The sequence below is a fragment of the Pseudoalteromonas sp. McH1-42 genome, from assembly GCF_022347845.1.
Lineage (GTDB): Bacteria > Pseudomonadota > Gammaproteobacteria > Enterobacterales > Alteromonadaceae > Pseudoalteromonas > Pseudoalteromonas rubra_D.
The window spans coordinates 74521-97500 of sequence record NZ_JAKRFU010000016.1 but is presented as its reverse complement, the minus strand read 5'-3'; the positions used below and the strand labels follow the sequence as shown (position 1 = coordinate 97500).

General features: G+C 49.0%; 19 protein-coding genes. 13 read left to right on the top strand and 6 right to left on the bottom strand.

Annotation, left to right across the window (positions count from 1 at the left end; genetic code table 11):
- The first annotated feature begins 130 nt into the window (after nucleotides 1-130).
- Entirely contained in the window at nucleotides 131-3448 is a 3318-nt protein-coding gene (locus tag MHN31_RS15380; protein WP_239444657.1) for a hypothetical protein, read from the top strand.
- Between the two features lie 490 nt (nucleotides 3449-3938).
- Nucleotides 3939-5747, top strand: a complete 1809-nt coding sequence (locus MHN31_RS15375) for a cytochrome c peroxidase (RefSeq protein WP_239444656.1) — start codon at nucleotides 3939-3941, stop codon at nucleotides 5745-5747.
- Nucleotides 5748-5864: 117 nt separating this feature from the next.
- Here the strand turns inward: MHN31_RS15375 and MHN31_RS15370 are convergent, their stop codons facing one another.
- Entirely contained in the window at nucleotides 5865-6521 is a 657-nt protein-coding gene (locus tag MHN31_RS15370) for a hypothetical protein (RefSeq protein WP_125562870.1), read from the bottom strand.
- Nucleotides 6522-6747: 226 nt separating this feature from the next.
- Nucleotides 6748-7317: a hypothetical protein gene (locus MHN31_RS15365; protein ID WP_138538577.1), complete on the bottom strand. Its 570-nt coding sequence runs from the start codon at nucleotides 7315-7317 to the stop codon at nucleotides 6748-6750.
- 265 nt (nucleotides 7318-7582) lie between these two features.
- Between MHN31_RS15365 and MHN31_RS15360 the strand changes: the two genes are divergently transcribed.
- The 6 genes from MHN31_RS15360 to MHN31_RS15335 all read left to right on the top strand — a co-directional run bounded on the left by MHN31_RS15360 (nucleotide 7583) and on the right by MHN31_RS15335 (nucleotide 12129).
- Complete coding sequence (locus MHN31_RS15360; protein WP_125562872.1) at nucleotides 7583-7813, top strand: helix-turn-helix transcriptional regulator; 231 nt, start codon at nucleotides 7583-7585, stop codon at nucleotides 7811-7813.
- A gap of 122 nt (nucleotides 7814-7935) precedes the next feature.
- Entirely contained in the window at nucleotides 7936-9336 is a 1401-nt protein-coding gene (locus tag MHN31_RS15355) for a DEAD/DEAH box helicase (protein WP_239444655.1), read from the top strand.
- A 117-nt stretch (nucleotides 9337-9453) separates the two neighbouring features.
- Nucleotides 9454-10845, top strand: a complete 1392-nt coding sequence (dbpA, locus tag MHN31_RS15350; RefSeq protein WP_239444654.1) for an ATP-dependent RNA helicase DbpA — start codon at nucleotides 9454-9456, stop codon at nucleotides 10843-10845.
- Nucleotides 10846-11008: 163 nt separating this feature from the next.
- Nucleotides 11009-11266 carry a type B 50S ribosomal protein L31 gene (locus MHN31_RS15345; protein ID WP_010384175.1) on the top strand — a complete coding sequence of 86 codons (258 nt, stop codon included), beginning with the start codon at nucleotides 11009-11011 and terminating at the stop codon, nucleotides 11264-11266.
- A 5-nt stretch (nucleotides 11267-11271) separates the two neighbouring features.
- Nucleotides 11272-11409 (top strand): type B 50S ribosomal protein L36, encoded by a 138-nt coding sequence (gene ykgO, locus MHN31_RS15340; protein ID WP_046003577.1) that lies wholly within the window; start codon nucleotides 11272-11274, stop codon nucleotides 11407-11409.
- Between the two features lie 315 nt (nucleotides 11410-11724).
- The gene (locus MHN31_RS15335; RefSeq protein WP_125562878.1) at nucleotides 11725-12129 is read left to right on the top strand and encodes a biopolymer transporter ExbD; all 405 of its coding nucleotides are present in this window, start codon (nucleotides 11725-11727) and stop codon (nucleotides 12127-12129) included.
- Nucleotides 12130-12164: 35 nt separating this feature from the next.
- On the opposite strand, the gene MHN31_RS15330 is transcribed toward MHN31_RS15335, so the two are convergent.
- The gene (locus MHN31_RS15330) at nucleotides 12165-12923 is read right to left on the bottom strand and encodes a transporter substrate-binding domain-containing protein (protein ID WP_239444653.1); all 759 of its coding nucleotides are present in this window, start codon (nucleotides 12921-12923) and stop codon (nucleotides 12165-12167) included.
- Between the two features lie 102 nt (nucleotides 12924-13025).
- Entirely contained in the window at nucleotides 13026-13412 is a 387-nt protein-coding gene (locus tag MHN31_RS15325) for a hypothetical protein (RefSeq protein ID WP_239444652.1), read from the bottom strand.
- 225 nt (nucleotides 13413-13637) lie between these two features.
- Between MHN31_RS15325 and MHN31_RS15320 the strand changes: the two genes are divergently transcribed.
- Together MHN31_RS15320 and MHN31_RS15315 are read left to right on the top strand one after the other, a co-directional pair.
- Nucleotides 13638-14486 carry a spondin domain-containing protein gene (locus tag MHN31_RS15320; RefSeq protein WP_239444651.1) on the top strand — a complete coding sequence of 283 codons (849 nt, stop codon included), beginning with the start codon at nucleotides 13638-13640 and terminating at the stop codon, nucleotides 14484-14486.
- Nucleotides 14487-14712: 226 nt separating this feature from the next.
- The gene (locus MHN31_RS15315; protein WP_194867966.1) at nucleotides 14713-15927 is read left to right on the top strand and encodes a serine hydrolase domain-containing protein; all 1215 of its coding nucleotides are present in this window, start codon (nucleotides 14713-14715) and stop codon (nucleotides 15925-15927) included.
- A gap of 56 nt (nucleotides 15928-15983) precedes the next feature.
- Here the strand turns inward: MHN31_RS15315 and MHN31_RS15310 are convergent, their stop codons facing one another.
- Nucleotides 15984-17069: a linear amide C-N hydrolase gene (locus MHN31_RS15310; protein WP_138538571.1), complete on the bottom strand. Its 1086-nt coding sequence runs from the start codon at nucleotides 17067-17069 to the stop codon at nucleotides 15984-15986.
- Nucleotides 17070-17286: 217 nt separating this feature from the next.
- Between MHN31_RS15310 and MHN31_RS15305 the strand changes: the two genes are divergently transcribed.
- On the top strand, nucleotides 17287-19770 hold the full coding sequence (locus MHN31_RS15305) for a family 20 glycosylhydrolase (protein ID WP_239444650.1): 2484 nt from the start codon (nucleotides 17287-17289) through the stop codon (nucleotides 19768-19770).
- Here the strand turns inward: MHN31_RS15305 and MHN31_RS15300 are convergent.
- Nucleotides 19767-20705 carry a LysR family transcriptional regulator gene (locus MHN31_RS15300; RefSeq protein WP_239444649.1) on the bottom strand — a complete coding sequence of 313 codons (939 nt, stop codon included), beginning with the start codon at nucleotides 20703-20705 and terminating at the stop codon, nucleotides 19767-19769. The genes MHN31_RS15305 and MHN31_RS15300 overlap by 4 nt on opposite strands.
- Nucleotides 20706-20811: 106 nt before the next feature.
- On the opposite strand from MHN31_RS15300, the gene chrA reads away from it, so the two are divergent.
- Together chrA and MHN31_RS15290 are read left to right on the top strand one after the other, a co-directional pair.
- Nucleotides 20812-21960: a chromate efflux transporter gene (gene chrA, locus MHN31_RS15295; RefSeq protein WP_239444648.1), complete on the top strand. Its 1149-nt coding sequence runs from the start codon at nucleotides 20812-20814 to the stop codon at nucleotides 21958-21960.
- Between the two features lie 164 nt (nucleotides 21961-22124).
- Nucleotides 22125-22958 (top strand): mechanosensitive ion channel family protein, encoded by an 834-nt coding sequence (locus tag MHN31_RS15290; protein WP_239444647.1) that lies wholly within the window; start codon nucleotides 22125-22127, stop codon nucleotides 22956-22958.
- Nucleotides 22959-22980 lie beyond the last annotated feature (22 nt).

Below are 22980 nucleotides of genomic sequence, written 5' to 3'. Positions count from 1 at the left end.
CATATTTTACTACATTTACTATATAGTTTTTTCAGGTACAGGATTACAATAGGCGAAAACAATGCCAATACAGCGCCCTATAGGTCGCTGCAATACGGCAATCTAACAATAAAGCCTCTGGAGTACCCAAGTGACACACAGATCTATTTTCCCTGCGGCAGCTCTGCTCTCTCTTTTTTTGAGTGGCTGTGGCGGTAGCAGTGACAACACGAATGATACAAGTCAATCTGCTTCAATCGAAACCTTTACCCTGAACACCAATATTACCGGCTCCGGTAGCGCTACGCCTGCAACGCGAGAAGTGCCCAAAGGAGGCACTGTTCATTTAGTATTAGAACCCGGCGAGGGCTATTACACGGACTCTGCGACAGGGTGTGGCGGCACACTGACTGGTAATCAGTATATCATTGAAAACATGCAGGCAGCCTGTACTGTTGATATTGAATTTAAACCTCGTATAGCTATCAGTGAACTGGATCTAGACCCAGCATTGGCACAGTGCTTGGCCAACCATGGTGACTATCAGTACGCTGACGAAGTCACTTATTTGTACTGTGATCAACCTGTCAGTAACGCAGACCCCATCAAGCACTTTAGAAAGCTCCAATCTCTAGACCTGTACGGTCAAAACCTGGTAAACCTGGACGTCTCAGAAAACCTGGAGCTAAGCTCATTGACGATTTCAAGCGCACAGCTTACGGCACTTGATGTATCAAACAACACGAAACTCGCGCACCTGTACGTGAATGACAGCCAGGTCCAGTCTTTGGATGTATCCAAAAATATCGCTCTTCTAGACCTGAGAATAGACAGTGGACGACTTACAACCCTGGATATCACACAAAATAAGCAGCTCTATTCCTTATCCGTAAACGCTGCTCAATTAGAAACGCTGGATGTGTCCAACAACCCTGACTTAGTCTCTCTGGGAATAAGCAGTCAGGTGCTATCCGATCTTGATCTCAGCACTAACCTAAACCTAGAAGGTCTGAGTCTTAACAATACGCCACTAACCACTCTGGATCTCTCTGACAAGACCAAGCTTGTTCACCTTTGGATTAGTAACCTGGCAATCACAGCGCTGGATCTATCACACAATTCAGCACTCTCTAGTGTGTATCTCTACGACACCCCGCTGAGTAGCCTGAACTTAGCAAACGCATCGCAATTGAGAAATCTGGAAATGATTAGCAACCGGATAACCAGTCTGGATCTCACTGATGCGACACAGCTGGAATATTTGTGGATATCCGACAATCAACTTACCCAACTTGATCTCAGCAAGAATAGCGTCCTGACAAGTGTCGATCTGTCCGGTAATGCGTTAACCACAATTGACCTGTCCAACAACCCAGCTCTGACCATTTTAAATCTGGCATCCAACAATCTCTCCACCCTGGACTTGTCAGGACTGCCTAACCTCACAGAGCTCAACGTACAAAACAATCAGCTAAGTGTGTTGGATATCTCTCGCAACCCAATGCTTGGGGCGCTTCACTTGTCGAACAACCAGCTAACGCAACTGAACTTTCCAGTGAATAATTCACTGACTGAGCTGGCGGTGTCTGGTGATGAGTTTACCGAGTTGGATTTTTCAAACTTCAAAGCCCTCACAAAGCTGTCTGCATCAGGCGCTCAGCTGAAAACCATTACACTAGACCAAAATACGGACCTGGAGGAACTCACGGTATTCGCATATAGTTTGCAACAGTTAGATGTTTCCAAAAACACCAAGCTCACCAGATTGCAAATCGAAAGCGATGCGCTTATTGAGCTGGACGTAAGCAAAAACACAGCGCTGCAAACACTGCAAATATACAACTCTCGACTCACTGCGCTGGACCTCTCTAAAAACACCTCGCTGACAGAGTTGGCTGTCCTGGCGTGGGGCATACAAAACCTAAATATTCGTAATAACCCATTACTTGAGAAGTTGTCAGTTTCAAGTGAGCAGATCACCATGCTCGATTTATCCAATAACGCACAGCTGAAGTACCTGTCAGTGTCTGCCACGCAGCTAACTCAGCTGGATGTTTCTGCCACTCCCAATTTAAAAGAACTCAGAGTAAACAGTGCTCATCTGAACGACCTGACACTCTCTGAGTTAAAACAACTAGAAGACCTGAAACTGAGCTCTATGCCAATAAGCAACTTGGATTTATCCGCTCATCCTAAGCTCATTGACCTCGACATTAACAGTTTGCCCCTTAACAGTCTTGACCTGTCTAAAACACCGGCACTTGAGCGTCTGTCAATCTGGTCGACACCGCTTACCAGCCTTGATCTCTCACACAATGCCAAACTGTCTTACCTCTCAGCCGATTTCAATGCACTGGAACAACTGGATATCTCCAACAACACAGAGTTAACTAGCCTATCAGTAAGCAGCAATGCACTGGCCCACATCGACTTATCTGCCAACACACAACTAGAGTTTGTGAATTTGCCTTATAATCATCTTACGCAATTGAACATTGCCAGCAACACTGTGCTTAATCACCTTGATGCTGATGGCAACCAACTGACGTCATTGCATATTGCAGATCTGCCCCTGCTAGAATCGGTATATCTGAGCAGCAATCCACTGGATACTTTGAAAATCACCAATGCGCCTTCTCTGGCTTATCTCAATGCCAGTGACAACCTGCTCAATTCAGTTAGCCTATCCGGTATCGCTGCGCTCAAAACACTCAGGCTTGCTTACAACCAGTTGACAGAGCTGGAACTATCTGCTGCCTCAGCACTAGAGACTTTAGATACAAATTCAAATCAACTCACTAAATTGAACCTGAGCAACAACCCAGCTCTTACTTCCCTGAATGTGGAAAACAATCAACTGTCTTCTCTGATTGTGGGCAGTCAGGATTCTCTTACTGAGCTACGGGCAACATACAACCAGCTGACAGAGCTCAACCTAACGGCGGCCCCATCTCTTGTTACGCTGGAATTAGACAACAACCTGTTGACGCACCTGGATACCACGGCAAGCACAAGACTCTCGTCAGTGAATGTAAACTACAACCAGTTGGCGCAGCTTGACCTCGCATCCAACTCAGCTTTGAAGAGCTTGTCAGTCTACGGTAACCAACTCAGTAAGTTAGATATATCTGGTCAAGCCGAGCTCACTTATGTTGATGCAAGAAACAACAATATCGCTCAGCTAAACCTCGCCAATAGTGCCGCATTAGAGTACTTACTGGCAGAAAGTAATCAACTAACGGAGCTAGATACATCGGATAACAGTGCGCTGACTGAGCTAAACTTGGCAAGTAACCAGATCACGTCACTCGATTTAACAAATAACAGCCAAATAAACTACCTCAATTTGCACTACAATGCATTGTCACACATCGATGTCAGTTCAATTGAACAAGTGTACTACTTTACACTCGACTCTGGCGTAACTTGTACCGGCGACATGTGTTCATTTGCCAATTACGTCTATTGATAACCTGCTAAACAGTAACTGGCACACAAAGTGTGTCAGTTACCCACACAACAGCCTCTGTGATTGCCGCACAATGCGACGCTTAACTTCATCCGCACATTCACCATAACTGGCCCGAAGTGCCATCACTTAAGAATGCTTCTCCCTTCTGAACCGGGTAATCGTATTAACTAGCTATTGTTTACAATGAGCCAGACTAATTACCTGGTCTCATTACTGTTTATCTTTGCTGCGCATCACCCACCTTTGAATAAATACTCTAGTAAAAACTGACAAAAAAACAGAAAAAAGGATGGTTAAAAACAGAATAACTACACATTTTTTCCTTATTTCATTCCTACACTAATGTTGGAATGACAATTTTTTATTCCACACAATAATGACTTTTCTGATCGCACGTGAGGAAAGCTATTCACACTCTCAATTACGTTATATGTACAGCTATACCGGAGCGCTACCCAACCAGGTTTGGCTGTTAAGGAACCTATCCATGAAATCAAGACAATTTTGGCGATGGTTGCTGCCCTTGTGCTTATGCTCTGCACTGGCACAAGCGGACACCAACACACTGCCCACGCCACAGCAGTTAACCGCAAAAGTGCACAGCAGTAATCAGGTTGCACTGACCTGGCAAGCCCCCGAAGACACCAGCAACATTAAAGGCTATCGCATTTATCGTGATGGCAAACGTATTGCCCGCACCACACTAACCTTTTATCAGGATAACAGTGCAATGGCAGGCACTGAATACAGCTACTTTGTTCAGGCTTTTGCCAAAGGCAGAGACAAAAACAAGCTCATCAGCGATCCTTCAAACACCGAAACAGTGACCACTCTGTCGACCGACAGCAATGATGGCATGCGTAATGGCTCAGTGATCAATATTGGCATTGCTCGCCTGGTCGATTTGTGCGGCACCAATGATCTCAATGCCGTCCCCGATGACCAACTGGACACTTGTATGGATAAAGTCATTGCGCACTATGAGTTGCAGCAGGGACTGGAAGATATGCAGGCGTATGTTGCACGCTATCGTCGCCAGGAAGATCCGCAATTAATTGCCCTGGGCAAAAGGCTGTTTTTCAGTAAAGCACTGAGTCAGGATTACGATACCTCCTGCGCTTCATGCCACCACCCGGCACAAGGCTGCGGCAGTGACGGCTTGTCTTTATCTATTGGCGTCAATGCCGAAAACCCGGACGTGATGGGACTGGGGCGTACCGATGGGAGTATAATCCCTTCAGTTGGGCGCAGTTCGCCCCAGATCTGTAACACCGCCTTATGGGTCAACAGCATGTTCTGGGACCAACGCGTTAAATTACGCCAGAGCAACCGGGAAAGCGAAGTTGGCCTGGTATCAACCGCGCCGATTATGACACCCGAAGATGAAGTTACCCGACTGATGAATAGTCAGGTTGCGAATACCGACCCATTGCGTTTGCTCATGGCACAGGCACATTTCCCGGTGACAGCCGCCGCTGAAATGGGCGATCCAAGCAGTTTTGAATCGCCGCAAGTCTACCGTGAATTTATCGCCTCTCGCTTATCCGATGAATGGAAAAGCCATTTTTCAGCAGCCTATGGTGATGAACAGGTTAACTTTTTGCGCATCGCCAGAGCCCTTGCCGCCTATCAGGCCTCGTTCCTGTTTATCGACAACCCTTTCTTCAATTACATAGAAGGCGATCTGGCCGGTCTAAATAATACCGAGAAACGCGGTGCCTTGCTGTTTTACACCTCCGCAGGCTGTGCAAACTGCCACGATGGCGTGATGTTTACACCCGAAAAAACCCGCGGTCCTCTCTACCCGCAAATTGGCCCGAACGCCGTGGCAGATGGCAACGCTAAAAACCAGTTCCGGATGCCCAGTCTGCTGAACGTCGGGATCACTGCCCCTTATGGTGACAAAGGAGTCTTCCAGACACTGGAACGCGTTATTGAACACTATAATGATGTAACCGGCTCTCTGGAAAGCTTCTATCACAATGTAGAAACCTGTCAGTTACCTCAATTTCAGCACCTGACGACAGACCAATGCCGCCAGATTGTTGGCGGAGGCGAAGACTTTGTACTCACACTGAATGCTCAGAACCGGGCCATCTCCGACCGCGGCGACGAAGCAATCATCAAACACTTCACCAGTGATGAAATTCATTATCTGGCAACTTTCCTACGCTCACTGACCGATCCGAATGCAGTGGCTGGCAGTAATGCCATAGAAGTCCTCGTTCCCCCTCGGGATGGTGGGCCTGATGGCCATCAATTTGATGCCATAGACAAAAACGGTAATTCACTTTAACCCCCAACCAAAAGGGCTGCACATCGCAGCCCTTTTATAATACCAATTTCGCTTAATACCTGTTCAATTTGAAGGAGCAAATAGGTATAAAATCACATTAACTCGTCCGGTTAAGCCTTACATATAACTCTCTGCATCATAGAAAAGCGGCTTCAACGTACCGCAATTAATGAACTTGTAGGTTAACTCTCCCTCGCTGGGCACCCGCTTGGAGGCGCGGAATTTTTGCAAACAGGCGCCAGTTAAATCAACGAAGATCAGATGATTGAAACTGGGCTTTTGCTGGATCTTATGCACATATATCCGCTCCGTTTTATTGATTTCTATGACGTCATATTCATGCCATTGTGAAGCAGGTTCCAGTTTACTGAGCTTGCGGGCAAATAGTTTATCACTCAGTACCAGTTGTCGCTCGGGATACACCAAACGACCCCCACGGGCATAATGGCCCTCGTATACATCGGCCATAATCGTCACTTCTTCGCCGCGCTCAAGTCGCTGTAAATTAAACGGCTCTGGCTTAATGGTGATGAGTTTTGAGTCACGAACCAGGCTTAAAAAAGCCACATCCGGATTTTCCAAACGATATACCACATGTATGTCGTTAGGTAAGCTGTATGATGGAAAGTTCGTGGCGTAAATACGGGAGCCTCTGTTCATCAATGCCATCCCATGCTCCCCCTTATATGCGGGATTAAGCGGCGGGGCTTGTTTTTCATTGGCTAAGGCCGTGGCAGTAAAGAATAACGTCGCTAATAACAGAATCACGTGCATTGTCAGTGTCCTTGTGGTGTTTTCACTCAGTATAGCAAGCAATCACAAACACACTCGGGACGGAACCGCCATAATCCATCTGTAGCCTGGAATATTTACACATTGCACAAGACAACCTGTGTACAAATCCAGTTCCAATCACCCGTTCAAGCAAAGCAACACATAAAAAAGCCGCTCAGACTCAGTCTGAACGGCCCATTATCAACGTTGCCAAAAAGTGTATCGGTTATGGCTTAACCGGGATAAGGTTAAAATTCTCTAGTCGACCTTCCAGGTTGCGGTGTGCTTCAATCTCTGCGAAGAACGCCTGGCCATTGCGTGTCGCTGGCTTAACGACTGAGTAAAAGACAAAGTTCAGACCTGCAACAACCTGTTGCTGTGCAGCCAGGATGTCATAATGTACGCCAACCAGCGACTCTATCTGCTCTGCAGCCGCTTGCTCAGCCTCAGTGAAATCATCACGCAGTGCAACACCGTCGAATGAACCAATAGGTGGCACAAGTACAGGGCGGCTTAATACGCGCTCTGCCGTTTCTGTGTACTTGTCATCCAGCGCATGGATCACGATAACTTCAAGCTTGTTTACTTTTGCCACACCCGGTGCAACAACCGGCTCAACCAAACAATAAAACGCATAGTTAGTGCCATTCACCAATTGCGACTGACCAGCCAATGGGGTGATTTTAACACCGTCACGCTGATTGATGTGCTCAAACGCATTGATAAAGTCTTTGCTGAAATCTTTCGCCAGTACAACTGCACCATAGGCGCCCAGGTTATGAACTGTTTGAGACATAATAGTTTCCTTATTATTTCCAGTAATCCCGCACCATGCGGGGCTTATTCAACTGGCCCTCAGTGTAGATGCGAATGAACCGCTTTGTGGTATCAGTTCAGTATCAGTTTGGTATCAGTTACCCAACCTTGAAACCTAAGCCATTAGGGTGAAAAAAAGCTGACAGCCTGTAGCATAATCTGAACACCTGAAGTGTTAATGGTATGTGGCAAAAGGCTCCAATGGCTGCTAGCCTTTGATCCCAAATTCAGTCAGGAGCATCTCAATGGACGGCAGAGTGAAACTCAATTGTCATCGGCTCAAGGAACTTAGAAAAAGCCTGGGCCTGAGTCAGGAAAAATTGGCCTGTGCTTGCCAGGATCAGGCTTTGTGTGTGTCTATTGCCACACTGAAACGTGCCGAATGTGGCAGTCGCGTCTATTATCGCACCGCTGGTGACCTGGCACGCTTTTATCAGATCCCGGTTGCAGAGCTGCTCAGTGAGCAACCCGGCTGACTCTCTGCCAGCTCACCGTCGCCCGCAATAACGGCCCTGGCAAATATCAAAAGGTGACAAAAATTGCTATGTTGGGGTAAATCTTGTACTCTTCCGGCCCGCATTCTTCAGAGTACACAATCATGAGCTTCAGCAGTCTCGGCTTATCTCCAGAAATCAATCAAGCCGTAGCCGATCAGGGCTACTCAACGCCAACCCCCATTCAGGAGCAAGCGATCCCCGCTATCCTGCAAGGGCGAGACATCATGGCGGCAGCCCAGACCGGCACAGGTAAAACCGCAGGTTTTACCCTGCCAATGCTGGAACTACTCAGTAAAAAACCAAAGGTCCAGGCCAATCAGGTCAGAGCTTTAATCCTGACACCCACACGCGAGCTGGCCGATCAGGTCTGGCAAAGTGTTGAGCTGTACAGCAAACATCTGACCTTATCTTGTCAGGTTGTCTATGGCGGGGTCAAAATCAACCCTCAAATGATGAAATTGCGCAAAGGCGCCGACGTGCTGGTTGCAACGCCTGGCAGACTGCTCGATTTGTACCAGCAAAATGCTGTGAAATTTGATCAACTGGAGATGTTTGTACTCGACGAAGCTGACAGAATGCTGGATATGGGATTTATTCATGATATCAAACGCCTGATCAAACTACTGCCACAGCGTCGCCAGAACCTGCTGTTTTCAGCCACCTTTTCTGATGAGATCCGCAATCTGGCAAAAGGCCTGATCCAGGATCCGGTTGAGATATCCGTGGCACCAGCAAACAGCACCGCCAAAAGCGTAACCCAATGGGTGTACCCGGTTGATAAAAGTCGCCGTACAGCACTGCTTAAACACCTGCTGACGACCCATGACTGGCAACAGGTACTGGTCTTTACGCGCACCAAACATGGGGCCAATCGCCTGGTACGGGATCTGGAGAAAAGCAAAATTAACGCGGCAGCCATTCATGGTAACAAGAGCCAGAGTGCGCGTATGAAAGCACTTGCGGGCTTTAAAAGTAGCGAGTTGCGTGTGCTGGTGGCCACCGACATCGTCGCGCGAGGCCTGGATATCCAGGAGCTGCCACATGTTGTCAACTTTGACTTGCCAAATGTGTATGAAGATTACGTGCATCGTATTGGTCGTACAGGCCGTGCAGGCGCGACAGGTGAAGCCGTTTCCTTTGTCAGCGAAGACGTCGCCAGTGACCTGTTTGGCATTGAGAGACTGATCCAACAACTGATCCCACGGGTTGTTGAACCGGGCTTTGAGCCACAAAACCCGGTACCAGAGTCAAAGTTAGACACACGCCCCATTAAACCCAAAAAACCTAAAAAGCCCAAGAAGCCGAAAACCAATACGGCTCAGCAAGGTGGGCAGAACGGCCAGGCCAACAAACCAAAAAGCAACCAAAAATCGGACGCTGGCAATGACAAACAAGGCGCGCCAAAACGTCGCAGAAGGCGCCCAGCTAACAGCCAGAATAAACCGGCGAGTCACAAACCGGCTGCACAGAAAAAGTCCAACCCGACTAGCGGAGCGAAGTAAAACGTTTAACACGCTAACTTTGCAGCAAAACACGATGCCACCGGGCAAGACATACCATCGGGTAGTCTGCTTCCGTGGCATGTTATACTTACCCTTTCAACCAAAAAGAAACCAGCTATGAGCACCTCCACGCCATTTTCCAGCATCAATTTGTCCCCTGCTTTGCAAGAAAACCTGACCTCTCTGGGTTATCACACCATGACCGACATCCAGGCTCATACACTGCCACAGATCCTGGCCGGGAAAGACGTCATCGGTCAGGGCAAAACCGGCTCGGGAAAAACCGCAGCATTTGCCCTTGGCCTGCTTCATAATCTCAAGGTTAAGCGCTTTCGGGTGCAGGCGCTGGTTGTTTGTCCTACCCGGGAGCTGGCGGATCAGGTCGCTGTGGAGATCCGTAAACTGGCACGAGCCATTCATAATATTAAAGTGTTGACCTTGTGCGGCGGCGCCCCAATGGGACCACAAATAGGCTCTCTGGAGCACGGCGCGCACATTGTGGTTGGCACACCCGGACGTATTGAAGAGCATTTGCGCAAAGGTCGCCTGAGTTTAGATGAGGTCAATACCTTTGTGCTGGACGAAGCGGATCGCATGCTGGAAATGGGCTTTGAAGAAGCCTTGGATTGTATCGTGTCACACTGCCCACAGCAGCGCCAGAATTTGTTATTTAGTGCCACTTACCCGGCGAAAATAGAACAGCTGGTTGGCCATATTATGCGTGACCCGGTTAAGGTTGAAGTGATCGCGCAACATGACCACAGTACCATAGAGCAGCATTTCTATGAGGTGGCCGACAACGCCGAGCGTGACACCGCACTGCATAAGCTGTTACGACAGTTTCAACCTAATGCTGCGGTGGTATTTTGTAATACCAAGGCCCAGTGTCAGGACATCAGCGAGATGCTTCAAAACTATGGTTTTGACTGTGCAGCCCTGCATGGTGACCTGGATCAGAAAGATCGGGATAAAACCCTGGTACGCTTTGCTAACCGCAGCTTAACTGTGCTCGTTGCGACCGATGTTGCAGCTCGAGGCATAGATGTGGACCATGTCGACATGGTCATTAACTACCACATTGCCCACGACCCTGAGGTCCATGTACATCGCATTGGCCGTACAGGTCGCGCCGGAAAAACCGGGGTAGCCTGCTCGCTGATGAGCTACAAAGAATCACACAAAGTGAATATGCTAGAAGACTACCTAGACTTGCGAATTGAACCCACTGCACTGCCGGGCGAGCAGGTACTCTCAGCTCAGATTAATCGCGCGCCTATGGTCACGATACAAATTGATGGCGGCAAAAAAGCCAAGTTACGCCCGGGCGACATTCTTGGGGCACTGACTGCCAATCAGACCTTACAAGGCGATCAAATCGGTAAAATCAAAGTCACCGCCATGTCCTCCTATGTTGCGGTAGAACGCAAGTACGCCAATCAGGCAGTCAAAATGATCAGTGAAGGGAAAATGAAAGGCCGTAATTTCCGTGCCCGTAAGCTCACTCGCTAACAATCATAGTTCTTTTAAGTGGTGGCAGCTTATCCATTAAAGCCGCCACACTCACTCTCATTTGGCCCAACCACAAAGACACGATTGCGAATTATTTTCATTTACTATTTTCATTACAGTTTTGTTATGATATAACACACGCACTGAATTATTGGAGAAGAAAATGAAGCCAGATATCCACCCTGATTACCACTTAGTTGCCTTTCACGATACCTCTGTAGACAAGTATTTCATTGTTGGTTCTACTATCAAAACCGACCGCACAGTAGAAGTAGATGGAGTGACTTATCCTTATGTGCCTATCGATGTGTCGAGCGAGTCTCACCCTTTCTACACAGGTAAACAAAAACTGGTTGCCAGTGATGGCCGTGTTGCACAGTTTAACCGCCGCTTTAAGAATCTGGCTGGTAAAAAAGGATAATCACCATGAAAGTACTCAGCTCGCTAAAAAGTGCCAAGTCTCGTCCAGGCTGTCAGGTAGTTAAGCGTCGTGGTCGTGTGTATGTGATCTGCAAGGATAACCCGCGCTTTAAAGCTGTTCAGGGCAAGAAGAAAAAGCGCTAACTAAAAAGTTTAATACAGTCGGCTCGTGAGCAGCCGGCTGCCTGCAACGCCCGCCAGCATCACTCACCAGCGACATGAAACAAGCAACTGCAGCCGACTTATGCAGCTGGCTGGTTTCCAGTTCCCCCAAATATCACTGTGGTCATAGCCCAGCGCCATAGGCTCCTATGTACAACGACACGGCAGTCCGTATTCAGCCTTGCAACCACTGCCCTTGAGCAAAGTAAAAGTTTGTAAACATTAACGGTACATTAAATCAAAACTAACAACCGGGGTCTACGCTGAAAGAGAAACAACAAAAAAGGACCTGTAATTATGGTAAAAACTGCACATCAACGTACTCCTTCTGACGTCACCGTAGACATGAACCCCATGCTGGATATCGTATTTATCCTGCTGATTTTCTTTATTGTCACCGCCAGTTTTGTCAGAGAAAGCGCCCTGCCGCTCAACCGGACGGATCAAGCGGTCACCTCTGTGGTGCCCAGCCTGACGCCGGTATTTTCAATCGATGCTAAGAATCAAATCTACCTGAACAATCGGCAAATCGACCTCGACAGTGTCAGTATTAACATCGCCCGTCTCGGCGCAGAAGGGGATATCACCAGCATCAGTTTGCGAGCACACCCTGACAGCCAACATGCCACACTGGTTAGTGTTCTCGATGCGATCAAAGCCCAGACCAGTGCGCCCGTCTCTTTGGGCGAAACACTGAAATAAACTTAACGGAGGCCCGGCAGACGTGCCGGGTCAACTCATTGTTTTGCGACCTGCACATACTTAAACCACTTTTGCTGTATGCCTGCCAGCTTGCCGTTACTGCTGATCGCAGCAAAGCCATCCCGATAGCGGGCCACCAGTTTGGGGTCGGAGTCAATATTAAAAGCAATACTGAGATTGGTATTAAGCTCTGTCAACTCCGCAACCTTGTTTAGGGTATTAAAGTCCATACCCGCCTTATTCGCTCGCTGCCAGATGGTTTCTTCGGTGCCCACCACCAGATCCAGACGATCTTTTTCCAGCATTTGTAGCAATTGCTCTTCGTAACTGAGCGGTTTGAGATTTGAGAACTGCTGTTTTGCCAGGTAGTGGGCAACATTAGACCCCCGCAATACAGCCACCCGGTGCTGTTTAAGCAACATCAGAGCGTCTGATTGCACGGGAAAGCGACGCTTCAGACCCCATAAATAAATTGGGTCCGTTTGCACTTCCCCTATCCAGTGAAACAGCGGACTCCGTGCCTGAGTATGCACAATGGAGTAAATGAGCACATTTTCGGTCGTAACCGCTATCTGGTAGGCCCGTGCCCAGGGCATAACAGTAATGTCCGGCACATCGCCCACCTGCTGGCACAAAGCATGCACAACCTCGGTCATAAAACCGCCTAACGAGCCGTCCTCATTTTTGATTTGATAAGGGTACAGATATTCAGTGACCACCTGAACGGTTGCGCCGCTGGCTGGCCACCCGACGCAGAGCCACAGCGCCAGACATACGAACAAAACCCACTTCATAACGCCCCCGGTACAACAATGGACTTACTGTTAGTCTAGGGGCTCAACTGATTATTGCAAATTACGCATCATTAAATGCCAGATGCGCTAATGAGGCTAGCGTCACTTCACTTTCTTCCAGATTTCCCGCTCCACAAACTGGCCATTCTCGTACAGCTCATGGTGCCACAAATCGCCTTCCACTTTATAACTGAAGGCCATCGTCCTGCCCAGCAAAGAGGTGACGTTGCCGTACTCATAGGTCTCAATAAACCTGTCTCCCTTCAGCACATAAGTACCACCGCCAGCGTATTTGAACTTTCCCTGGCTCTGGGTGATATAGCTATGATGCGTGGGCGTGATTAACTTCACTGAGGTTAATTCCGGGGCTTTGGCAGACACAATGCCCTCTTCCGTGGCATAGTGCCCTTCAACAAACTCCCAGCTACCCAGTAATGGATTAGCCAATGCCGAGCCGCTCAGCAGCGCCGTTAAGATCAGAGGTTTCATAATAGTTCCTTGAATAACATAATGTACGTATGAGTTTTACATACCTGAGCCGGAAAAACAGTTGAGGATCTCTCAAGTCGGTACACGCACTATATGGCCTGCTTAAGACATCTATAGTGCCGATGCATCAGGCTTAAAATGCACATTTTTTACTCACCTCATGAAATAGACCAGACGGTGTTCAGGTCTTGTTATCAGACCCTGACTCACACACACGAGGCTGATATGAGCACAGCAAACACATCACTTTGCGCCCTAATTCTGTTCACCCTGACTGCATGCGGTGGAGGAGGCGGTGGTGACACAACCCAAACCAACGCCAGCAATAATACGAGCAATGAAACAAGTACAGATACATCAAGCGATACAAATACTACTACTAATACGTCAGACAATAACGCAGGGAGTTCAGGCGACAACACGAGCACAGATACAAGTACAGACACCACTGACACAGCGCAAGCCGAAGATACGGTAACGTATCAGCTTACCTTTACCAGAACCTGGGAAGCCGACAACTTTCCCACCAATTTCCCGGGGAATTCACACTTCTCCCCCCTCGTCGGCCTGACACACAATGCAGACGGCTTCATCTTTAAACCCGATGCCTCGGCGTCAGCAGGCATGGTAAGCATGGCTGAAACCGGTTCCAAATTTCAGCTTAAAGAGGAGATTAGCGCTATCCAGAATGCCGGGAATTCTAACTACCTGATTGACGAATCGGGTGTGTCAGGCAGTGCCAAAAGCGTGACCTTTACGTTTGAAGCGAGTCAGGCGTTTTCGTTGCTCAGTGTGGTGTCTATGGTTGCCCCCAGTCCCGACTGGTTTATCGGCCTGGAAAGCTTGCCCTTGTTTACAGACAACCAATGGCTTGAAAGCCAGACGATCCAACTGAAGGTCTACGATGCCGGCAGCGACAGTGGCACACGTTTTGGGTCAGCCAATCAAGCTACCAGCCCGGCCGAACCGATAATGCTACTGACCAGTGACCCCACGGACAGCGACTTTTCTGCCGGTGTGCACAGTGACTCAGGCGCCTATATTGGCATGATTGAAATAAAACTCATGCAATAATATCGCCACTGTCTTTTTCTCAGACGGGCAGGCTGTGATCTTCAACAGTTGCCCGCCTCACGCCTCCCACAGAAAAATAAGTTTAATTTTCAGTCGGTTAACTAAAAACCCAGTTCTTATTTTCCCACCTTCCTTGTTTGTCCTTATCGATCAGGACACCTTTTTGCGAATGCGTTGTTATAACCGGGCTAAAACAACAAATGGCAACGCACTAAGGGGCAATATTATGAAACTCTCCTCTTTTATACTTTCTACCGCCTGTCTGGCACTTACTGGATGTGGCAGTGATAACACCGTGACGCACACCTCAAATCCAAAATCAGCAGCGATGCCCGTGTCGCTCAGCGAAACAAAAGAAAACATCCGCTTTGATATCAACACCGACTATCAAAGTTTGCTTGACCAGGTCGCCGCAGCTGGTTTAACAGGCGTATCTGTCTATGTTGCCACACCCGGTTGGTCCGCAACCTATACTAGCGGTCTGGCCAATCAGGACACTCAGGTACCGCTTAGTCCACAACACCTGTTCCGTATAGCTAGTAATACCAAGAGCTTTGTTGCCACACTCACTCACCTGATGGCAGCACAGGGGCAAATTGATCTGGACAACAGTATCAACACCTATTTGCCAGACGACATTACTACCCGACTTCCTAATACCGGTACCATCACAGTGCGCCATTTGCTACGACATACCAGCGGCCTGAAGGATTATCTGAGTGTGCCGCAGTTCTGGCATAAGACAAAAGCAGAGCCCAATCACGACTGGCAAGTGACTGAAATGCTGAGTTATGTTTATGATGAGCCCGCACAATTTGAGGTCGATAGCCGCTTTGACTACTCCAACACAAACTACCTGTTACTCGGGATCATACTGGATGACTTACTGGGCTATGATCTGGCGATTGCAATCCGTCAACAAATACTCGAACCACTGGGCATGACCGAAACCTATTACTATCAGCGGGAACCTCTGGGCGCGGAGCTGGTTCACGGCTATGAACTGGAGGATGGTACACTAAAAAGTTATCGACACATTAAACTGGGGTATCGTGCGGCAGATGGCGGTATGGTCAGTACACCCAAAGACCTCAGCCGATTTTTCAGCGCCTTTGGCAAAACCCAGGCCCCGTTTACGGCTGCGATTAAAGCACAAATGCTCAATAACCTGAGCACAATGGATACAACCCGGGAGTATGGGGCTGGTATTGTGCGCAAAACAGAGCACAGTACATTTTCGTCGTTGTCAGGCAAAGTAGCCTACATGCATGGTGGCTACAATAACGGTTATATATCCAGAAGCTATTATTACCCACAAGAAGACGTGAGCATCAGTGTGTTCTACAACCGCGTATTTGACCGCCACACCGAGCAGGACAAACATAAGATGGTCGAGAATTTTCGTGAAGCATTGCGTGCCAAAGTCTTCGCAGAGCTATAAACATGCTATCAGCCGGCGCTCAAACCGGCTGCTCCCTCACGCCTGGCGGAACCAGGTTAACAGATGACCTCAAGGGACACGTCGCTATGGCGCTCCAGATTCAGGTAAGGATCAATTGCCGCAGTCATGAGCGCGTTAATCTTGCCATCAAAATGATGATTTTCAACCGCCCCACTTTTTGACACTGTGATTAGGTCCAGTTTTTGTACCGGGGCTTCGAAGTCGGCATTCGCCAGATCAAACCAGACAACATTCAGCGTCCGGGCATTACTGAAATAGTAAGCCGGTTCACTGTGACTGGCATAAGTAGACCAAAGCGTATTAGAGATATTGGGGCTGTCACTGACCGTAAAGTTGTAACCCAGCGGTACAGACGCATTTGCAGCCACAGTTCTGGCCTGAGCCAGTGCGTCATCAATGTTAGTGGGCTCGTCCATATGGTGCAGATAAAACGTTGCGCGTTCAAATCGATCCGTTGAAAAAGCGCCCCCCGGGATGGTGTGGCTTGGGTTGCTGTTTTCCGCGGACCATTGCCAGGCCCAGTAATCATTTATTTTTAACTGCTTATCAAAGCTCGGCTCATTGGTCATTATCTGATAAGCACTGCTTTCATAACAAATAAACTCTCCGTCTACCACTTCAATAATGGCTGAATTGCCGGTGACATCTGACACAGACAGGTGTAATTGCGCCGGTTTACCATCGCTGTTGGGAACCGCAGCGCCCACCAGCAGGATATCCTGTTTGCTAAACGCCTTCACAACCTCTTTTACAAAAACAAAGTTATCCAGCACATACTGCACCCACCGCAACACACTCAACTGCTTTTTGTGCGCACGGAAGGATGCCTGACCATAGCTGGCACCAGAGTCATACAGTACATTCGCCACTAACCCCATTGAGTTCAGGCCATCAGACGCGGCCCAGCCACTGCGTTCATCCCCTACCATGGCTACGATGCTGCTATACGCTGAGCACCATTTGAGCGCCTCATCCATACAGCCATCTGATTCCGCCAGACCGGTTTTACTCAGCCCCTTATCAAACGCAAAAAAGCTGGTTGGGAGTGGATACATCCAATCCATATTACGGGCCGTCGCCAGATAGTCACGCTGACCATTATTAAATACTCGGGTACACATCTCACACCTCACTGTGTGCCATGGCTATCGTTTGATAGCAGGCTCTGTTGTTCGTTTCGCAGATATTAATCTGAGTTCACCCGTAAAAACATTACGCAGGATTACAGTCTGGATCTGAGCATTTACCCGCCTGATTGAAAATCTCTCATTTGCACTGTTCCCATAAACACGATTTTATAGACCTCTTTTTGTTCGGTATTTCAGGGAAATGATCGCTATGATAGTTCGACTCAAGACTTTGCTGTGTGGGGTTATATTAAGCCTGCTCATGCTATCTGCCGAGATCGCCAGAGCGAAAGACCATGCAACCATTTTGATGCCTGTGCCCACTTCACTGGTACAGTCAGGACAATCGCTTACGATAGATCGTCCGCTGGTATTGTCGCTCACCGGTCTGTCTTCGCAGCGCAGTACCTTTGTAAAGACTTACTATCAACAACAGTTCTCTGATTTTGGCTACCAGGTTATGTCTGTCACCTCTGGATCAGCACTCCCCATCAATGTCACTGTGCAAACTCCGCAAACCGGTACCAGTCAATATCCCCAGCTCAACCAGAATGAAGACTATCAATTGCGTATCAACCACACAGGTATTGATATCAGTGCCGCCTCTGATTTTGGCGCGCTGCAGGCACTGGCAACCCTCAGTCAGTTACTCTATTTTGCCCGTGACAGCCGCGAGCTGGCCCTGCTACAAATAGACGATAGCCCCCGTTTTCCCTGGCGTGGACTGCTGCTCGACAGCGTCCGCCATTTTCTTTCTATTCCGGCGATTGAACGGCAGCTACGCGGCATGGCTGCCGCCAAGTTGAATGTATTTCACTGGCACCTGACTGATGATCAGGGCTGGAGATATGCCTCAGCAGCTTATCCAAAGTTGCATCAACTCGCGTCCGATGGCCAGTACTATACGCAGGCCGAAATCAAACACATCGTTGAGTACGCCAGCAACCTTGGGATCCGTGTGGTGCCAGAGTTTGATGTCCCCGGTCACGCCTCTGCCATTGCGGTTGCCTATCCTGAACTGATGACACAGGTGAAGCCCTATCAGATGGAAGATGGCTGGGGTATATTTGAGCCTTTGTTAGACCCCAGCAAGCCTGAGGTGTATGTCTTCATTGATGCAATCGTTGCAGAGCTGGCTGAACTCTTCCCGGACCCCTACTTGCATATTGGCGGCGATGAAGTACACCCAAAACAGTGGCAAGACAGCAAGCGGGTCCAGGCGTATATGCGCACACATAAACTCAACACTTCCGCCGACCTGCAAGCGCATTTCAACACCAAAGTGCAGGCTATCTTACGCCGGCATAACAAAAAAATGATGGGCTGGGACGAAATATTTCATCCCGCCCTGAACAAAGATGTAATGATCCAGTCCTGGCGTGGCAAAGCGAGCCTAAGCCAGATTGCCGCACAAGGGTATCCGGCGTTGTTATCCGCCGGATTTTACATCGATCAGCCTCAGCCGACTGCTTACCACTATCGCAATGAGCCGTTTGATACCGATCTGCACACAACACACCCGCTCAACGACAACGAAGTCATTCAGGCCTGGGACTTCATCATGCCCAGACTCAAAGGCAGTGCCGTGCGTGGCAAACTGGTGCTGGTGTCCTCTCAGCAAACACTGAGTCATGTATACCTACAACTCAATGATCGTCCCTTTAAACAAGCCCGTCTGGATAGCCGGCTAGTCCCGCCCGGAGCGGGCTTATCACGACTCAACGCCACCATCGATAGCTGGATGGGTCCAACCCGTGCGGAACTCACACTGAACCCGAGATCAGGATTATCTGGTCGGATCCTGATCGGCAACGCTGTCTATCCGGTAACGGGAAAGTTAGATACACACTTTACCCAAGCAGACTTTACCAATATGCCTTTCCAGAGCGCTATGAGCGCCCAGGCACAAGGTAATATTCTGGGTGGAGAAGCAACCCTCTGGAGTGAACTGGTTACCGAACACAACCTGGATGTGCGCAGCTGGCCACGTCTGTTTGCTATCGCAGAGCGCCTATGGTCTCCACGTCTGCACACCGACTCCGAAAACATGTACCACAGATTGTTGTCCATCTCTGACTTTGCCGATGCCATCGGCCTGCATCATCAAAAGCAGTTCAGACAGGGGCTCAAAAGACTACTGGCCAAACACGATAGTCCTCACAACCTGGCTTTGCTGATGCGCTTTGCGGAGCAGCTTGAACCAGCCAGCTACTACACACGTCATCATATTAAGTATCAGCAAGGCTTGTATCACCAAAACGCACCATTAACACACTTAGTTGACTTTCTGCCGGTAGAAAGCCCGGCTCTGATCCGGCTCTATCAACAACTCACACAATTCAGACAGGGCGACAGCAACGCATTGCAACACATCACCGAGACGCTAATAGCCTGGCAAGCAGACTATCAACTGCTTGCGTCTTTGCTCAGCAGCACGCCAGCTCTGAAGGCGCTCTCCAAAGTGCTGGAGCAGGCCAGCGACATCAATAAAATTAGTCTCTCAGTACTACGCAGTTGTAAAGCTGGTACGTCAATATCAGCCACCAGGGTTGAGCAATTGTCGACGCAATTGCGTGACATTCAAAGTAAAGCCTCGGAGATTGTCGTGGCGGCTGGGTTGTTCAGCGAGCATTTATTGGCAACTTGCCAGGGCCCAGTCCGAACTGAAATAGCAACGATTGATAGCCTTCATTAAGGCTCTATCAGATCATCTGGTGCAGTTAATACTGTCTGTACCAGCGCTCTGAGCCAGGCATTTTTGTCATCACCCGTTCGCTTACTCAACCACAACATTGCAATATCAAAATCCGGCACACGCAGCGGCGGCTCAAAGTATGTCAGCCCGGCATCCTCACACGCCAACTGAGCCATTTTTCGCGGTACAATGGCCACCAAGCGTCGTTGGCTGAGCAAGCGCTGTATGGTCAGGAAGTTGCGACTGGCGACCGTCACCCGGCGTGTCAGGCCAGCCATGGCAAGCAACTGATCGACCTGAGTTGTTAAACGGCCATCCGGACTCACCAGGGCATGCTCCGTCTGTGCAAAAGTAGTCATGCACATGGGTAGCTCTGTGGTAAATACAGCCGGATCCACCAGACAAACGTGACGCTCGGTGTACAGAACCTGACTGCTAAATGCCTGATCTGGTTCAGTGATACTGCCAATGACCAGATCCAATTTTTCCTGTTCGGTCAGTGTCATGTAGTTACTACGATTCACGTTTACAAAACTTACTTGTGCATGAGGCGCGGCGGTGCGAATACGGTCGTATATCACAGGCGCAAAATTCAGCTCTGCATAATCCGTCAGACCGATGCGACATACGCCTTCATACTGCTCCGGAACAAAGTGTTTTTTGTGCAGCAAGCCATCCGACACCGTATCCAGCAGCTGCTCAATTAAAGGCGCTATCTGATGCGCGTACTCTGTCGGCTCCATGGTATGCCCTTTACGCTCAAACAACTCGTCATCCAGAAGACGTCTGAGCCGTGCCAGAGCATGGCTCATCGCTGACTGGCTGACACAACCCTGCTCAGCCGCCATACTGACACTGCGGCAGCGGTATAAATAAGCGAAGGCAACCAGTAAGTTTAAGTCTACCTGTCGCCATGGCACATCACTAAAGCTCACAGCCCAATCCCATATTATTCATAGTTACAATCAAAACTATTAATTTGAATCATTCTACGTCATTTTTTACTCTAGCGGCAATTGTGATAACAGAGCGCGCATTATTATGTTTGCTATTTTTAAGACCTTCTTTTTACTCGGCTGGATAAGCTTTGGTGGTCCGGCAGCACACATAGGTTACTTCCGCCAAACCTTTGTGGAAAAACGCAAGTGGCTGGATGACGCCGATTATGCTCAGCTGGTTGCGCTGAGTCAGTTTTTGCCCGGCCCCGGATCAAGCCAGGTCGGATTCGCTCTGGGCTACAAACGCGGTGGACTAAGTGGTGCCTGCGCGGCCTTCATCGGCTTTACGCTTCCGTCAGTCATTATCATGGTGCTGCTGGCGCTCATGGCCAGCCAGGTGACCGACACCAGTGTGTTTCAAAACCTGGTGCACGGGCTTAAGCTGCTTGCCATTGTGGTTGTTGCCGACGCTGCCTGGGGAATGTATAAGAACTTTTGTAAAAACACCCTCACGGTCAGTGTGTGCGTTATTACGGCCATCGCCCTGCTGTTACTCCCGGGTATCTTTACACAAATGGCGGTGCTGCTGCTGGCAGCCCTGATTGGCGTCTTTTACCTGCGCGGCAATACCCAAAAGGCGCATCCCAGTGCCACTTTCAAAGCAAGCTGGCTGCCTTTGATGGTGTTTGCGGGCTTATTTATTGGTCTACCATTTGTCGCCCATCTGAGTCCCTCAGCGGCCCTGTTTAATGACTTTTATCAGGCTGGCAGTCTGGTGTTTGGCGGCGGTCATGTGGTGCTGCCGCTGCTGCAAAACATTGTCGGCGACACCCTCAGTCAGGATGCCTTTTTGACTGGATATGCTGCAGCTCAGGCGGTGCCCGGTCCAATGTTTACGTTTGCCACTTATCTTGGCTACGCATTGATGCCAACAAACCCTGTCACAGGCGCACTGGTGGCGACTTTAGCCGTGTTTTTGCCTGGCTTTTTGTTGTTACTGGGCGTGCTCAAGAACTGGCAACTGCTCGCCAATCGACCCGCAGTGGCAGGCGCGCTGAGTGGTGTCAATGCCGCTGTGGTTGGATTACTGGTGGCTGCGCTTTATCAACCCGTCTTTACCAGTGCAGTGCATTCAGCACAGGATATTGCCCTGGTCCTGGTCGGCTTTTACCTGTTAAAACACCTCAAGTTACACATTGTCTGGCTGGTCGTCACCTTTATGTTGGCCGGAATCGCTCAGGGGCTCCTCTGATAACATTCAACGCGGTGGTCTGTGGACCACCCGTATTCGCTTACCGCACTATCTTGGCAAGATCACCCTCTTCAGGTTGAACTATCTCGTGTCTGCAACTAGCTTTTAAACGCATGATTGCAAACGCTCTGTGACTCTCTCAATTATTTTACCGAGGTAGGTGTATGGAAAGCTTCTTAGAAAAAATCGATATCAATCAATATTTACCTGTCGCCGTTGACTGGGCAACCAACCTGGTACTGGCATTACTAATACTGATCATTGGCATCTGGCTGGCGGGCAAAGCTTATAAAGCGGTTGTCTCTGTGGCGAATCGCTATGACAAGCTCGATGATACTTTGTTTAAATTTTTTGGCAGTGTTGCCAAGTACACAGTGTTGGCCTTTGTCGGCATCGCTGTGCTCAATCGATTTGGTGTACAAACCGCCTCGATCATTGCTTTGCTCGGTGCCGCCGGGCTTGCGGTAGGCCTGGCACTGCAAGGCACCCTATCCAACCTCGCGGCGGGCGTCATGCTGTTAATTTTCCGCCCCTACAAAGTCAACGACTTTATCGACACAGCAGGACAATTTGGCAAAGTGACTGAAATTGATATGTTTACGACCATATTGCAAACCTTCGACAACCAACAAATCGTGATCCCCAACAGTCATATCTGGGGCAGTAAAATCGTTAACCACTCACATCATGCAATTCGCGGTGTCGATATGCGTTTTGGCGTTGCTTACAATGAAAACACAGATGAGGCCAAGGCTGTGATCCAATCCGTTTTGCAGGCGCACCCCCATATTTTGTCAGATCCGGCCCCATTTGTAGAAGTGGAGTCACTCAATAACAGCTCAGTGGACTTTTTAGTCAGGCCGTTTTGCGACGGCGCACATTATTTTGATGTGCTTTATTCCGTACCTGAGCAAGTGAAAAAAGCCCTCGATGAAGCCAATATAGAGATCCCCTTCCCTCATCGTAAAGTGATTCTGGTTAACGAAAGCGACGCCTGATCTTGCTACGTATGGCGCAGCC

What these genes read in the sequence shown, in the direction of transcription:
- chrA (WP_239444648.1), top strand. Translation starts at nt 20,812, where the DNA reads ATGTTTGCTATTTTTAAGACCTTCTTTTTACTCGGCTGGATAAGCTTT.
- MHN31_RS15315 (WP_194867966.1), top strand. Translation starts at nt 14,713, where the DNA reads ATGAAACTCTCCTCTTTTATACTTTCTACCGCCTGTCTGGCACTTACT.
- MHN31_RS15375 (WP_239444656.1), top strand. Translation starts at nt 3,939, where the DNA reads ATGAAATCAAGACAATTTTGGCGATGGTTGCTGCCCTTGTGCTTATGC.
- MHN31_RS15320 (WP_239444651.1), top strand. Translation starts at nt 13,638, where the DNA reads ATGAGCACAGCAAACACATCACTTTGCGCCCTAATTCTGTTCACCCTG.
- MHN31_RS15330 (WP_239444653.1), bottom strand. Translation starts at nt 12,923, where the DNA reads ATGAAGTGGGTTTTGTTCGTATGTCTGGCGCTGTGGCTCTGCGTCGGG.
- MHN31_RS15370 (WP_125562870.1), bottom strand. Translation starts at nt 6,521, where the DNA reads ATGCACGTGATTCTGTTATTAGCGACGTTATTCTTTACTGCCACGGCC.
- dbpA (WP_239444654.1), top strand. Translation starts at nt 9,454, where the DNA reads ATGAGCACCTCCACGCCATTTTCCAGCATCAATTTGTCCCCTGCTTTG.
- MHN31_RS15360 (WP_125562872.1), top strand. Translation starts at nt 7,583, where the DNA reads ATGGACGGCAGAGTGAAACTCAATTGTCATCGGCTCAAGGAACTTAGA.
- MHN31_RS15305 (WP_239444650.1), top strand. Translation starts at nt 17,287, where the DNA reads ATGATAGTTCGACTCAAGACTTTGCTGTGTGGGGTTATATTAAGCCTG.
- MHN31_RS15335 (WP_125562878.1), top strand. Translation starts at nt 11,725, where the DNA reads ATGGTAAAAACTGCACATCAACGTACTCCTTCTGACGTCACCGTAGAC.
- ykgO (WP_046003577.1), top strand. Translation starts at nt 11,272, where the DNA reads ATGAAAGTACTCAGCTCGCTAAAAAGTGCCAAGTCTCGTCCAGGCTGT.
- MHN31_RS15365 (WP_138538577.1), bottom strand. Translation starts at nt 7,317, where the DNA reads ATGTCTCAAACAGTTCATAACCTGGGCGCCTATGGTGCAGTTGTACTG.
- MHN31_RS15325 (WP_239444652.1), bottom strand. Translation starts at nt 13,412, where the DNA reads ATGAAACCTCTGATCTTAACGGCGCTGCTGAGCGGCTCGGCATTGGCT.
- MHN31_RS15355 (WP_239444655.1), top strand. Translation starts at nt 7,936, where the DNA reads ATGAGCTTCAGCAGTCTCGGCTTATCTCCAGAAATCAATCAAGCCGTA.
- MHN31_RS15310 (WP_138538571.1), bottom strand. Translation starts at nt 17,069, where the DNA reads ATGTGTACCCGAGTATTTAATAATGGTCAGCGTGACTATCTGGCGACG.
- MHN31_RS15290 (WP_239444647.1), top strand. Translation starts at nt 22,125, where the DNA reads ATGGAAAGCTTCTTAGAAAAAATCGATATCAATCAATATTTACCTGTC.
- MHN31_RS15345 (WP_010384175.1), top strand. Translation starts at nt 11,009, where the DNA reads ATGAAGCCAGATATCCACCCTGATTACCACTTAGTTGCCTTTCACGAT.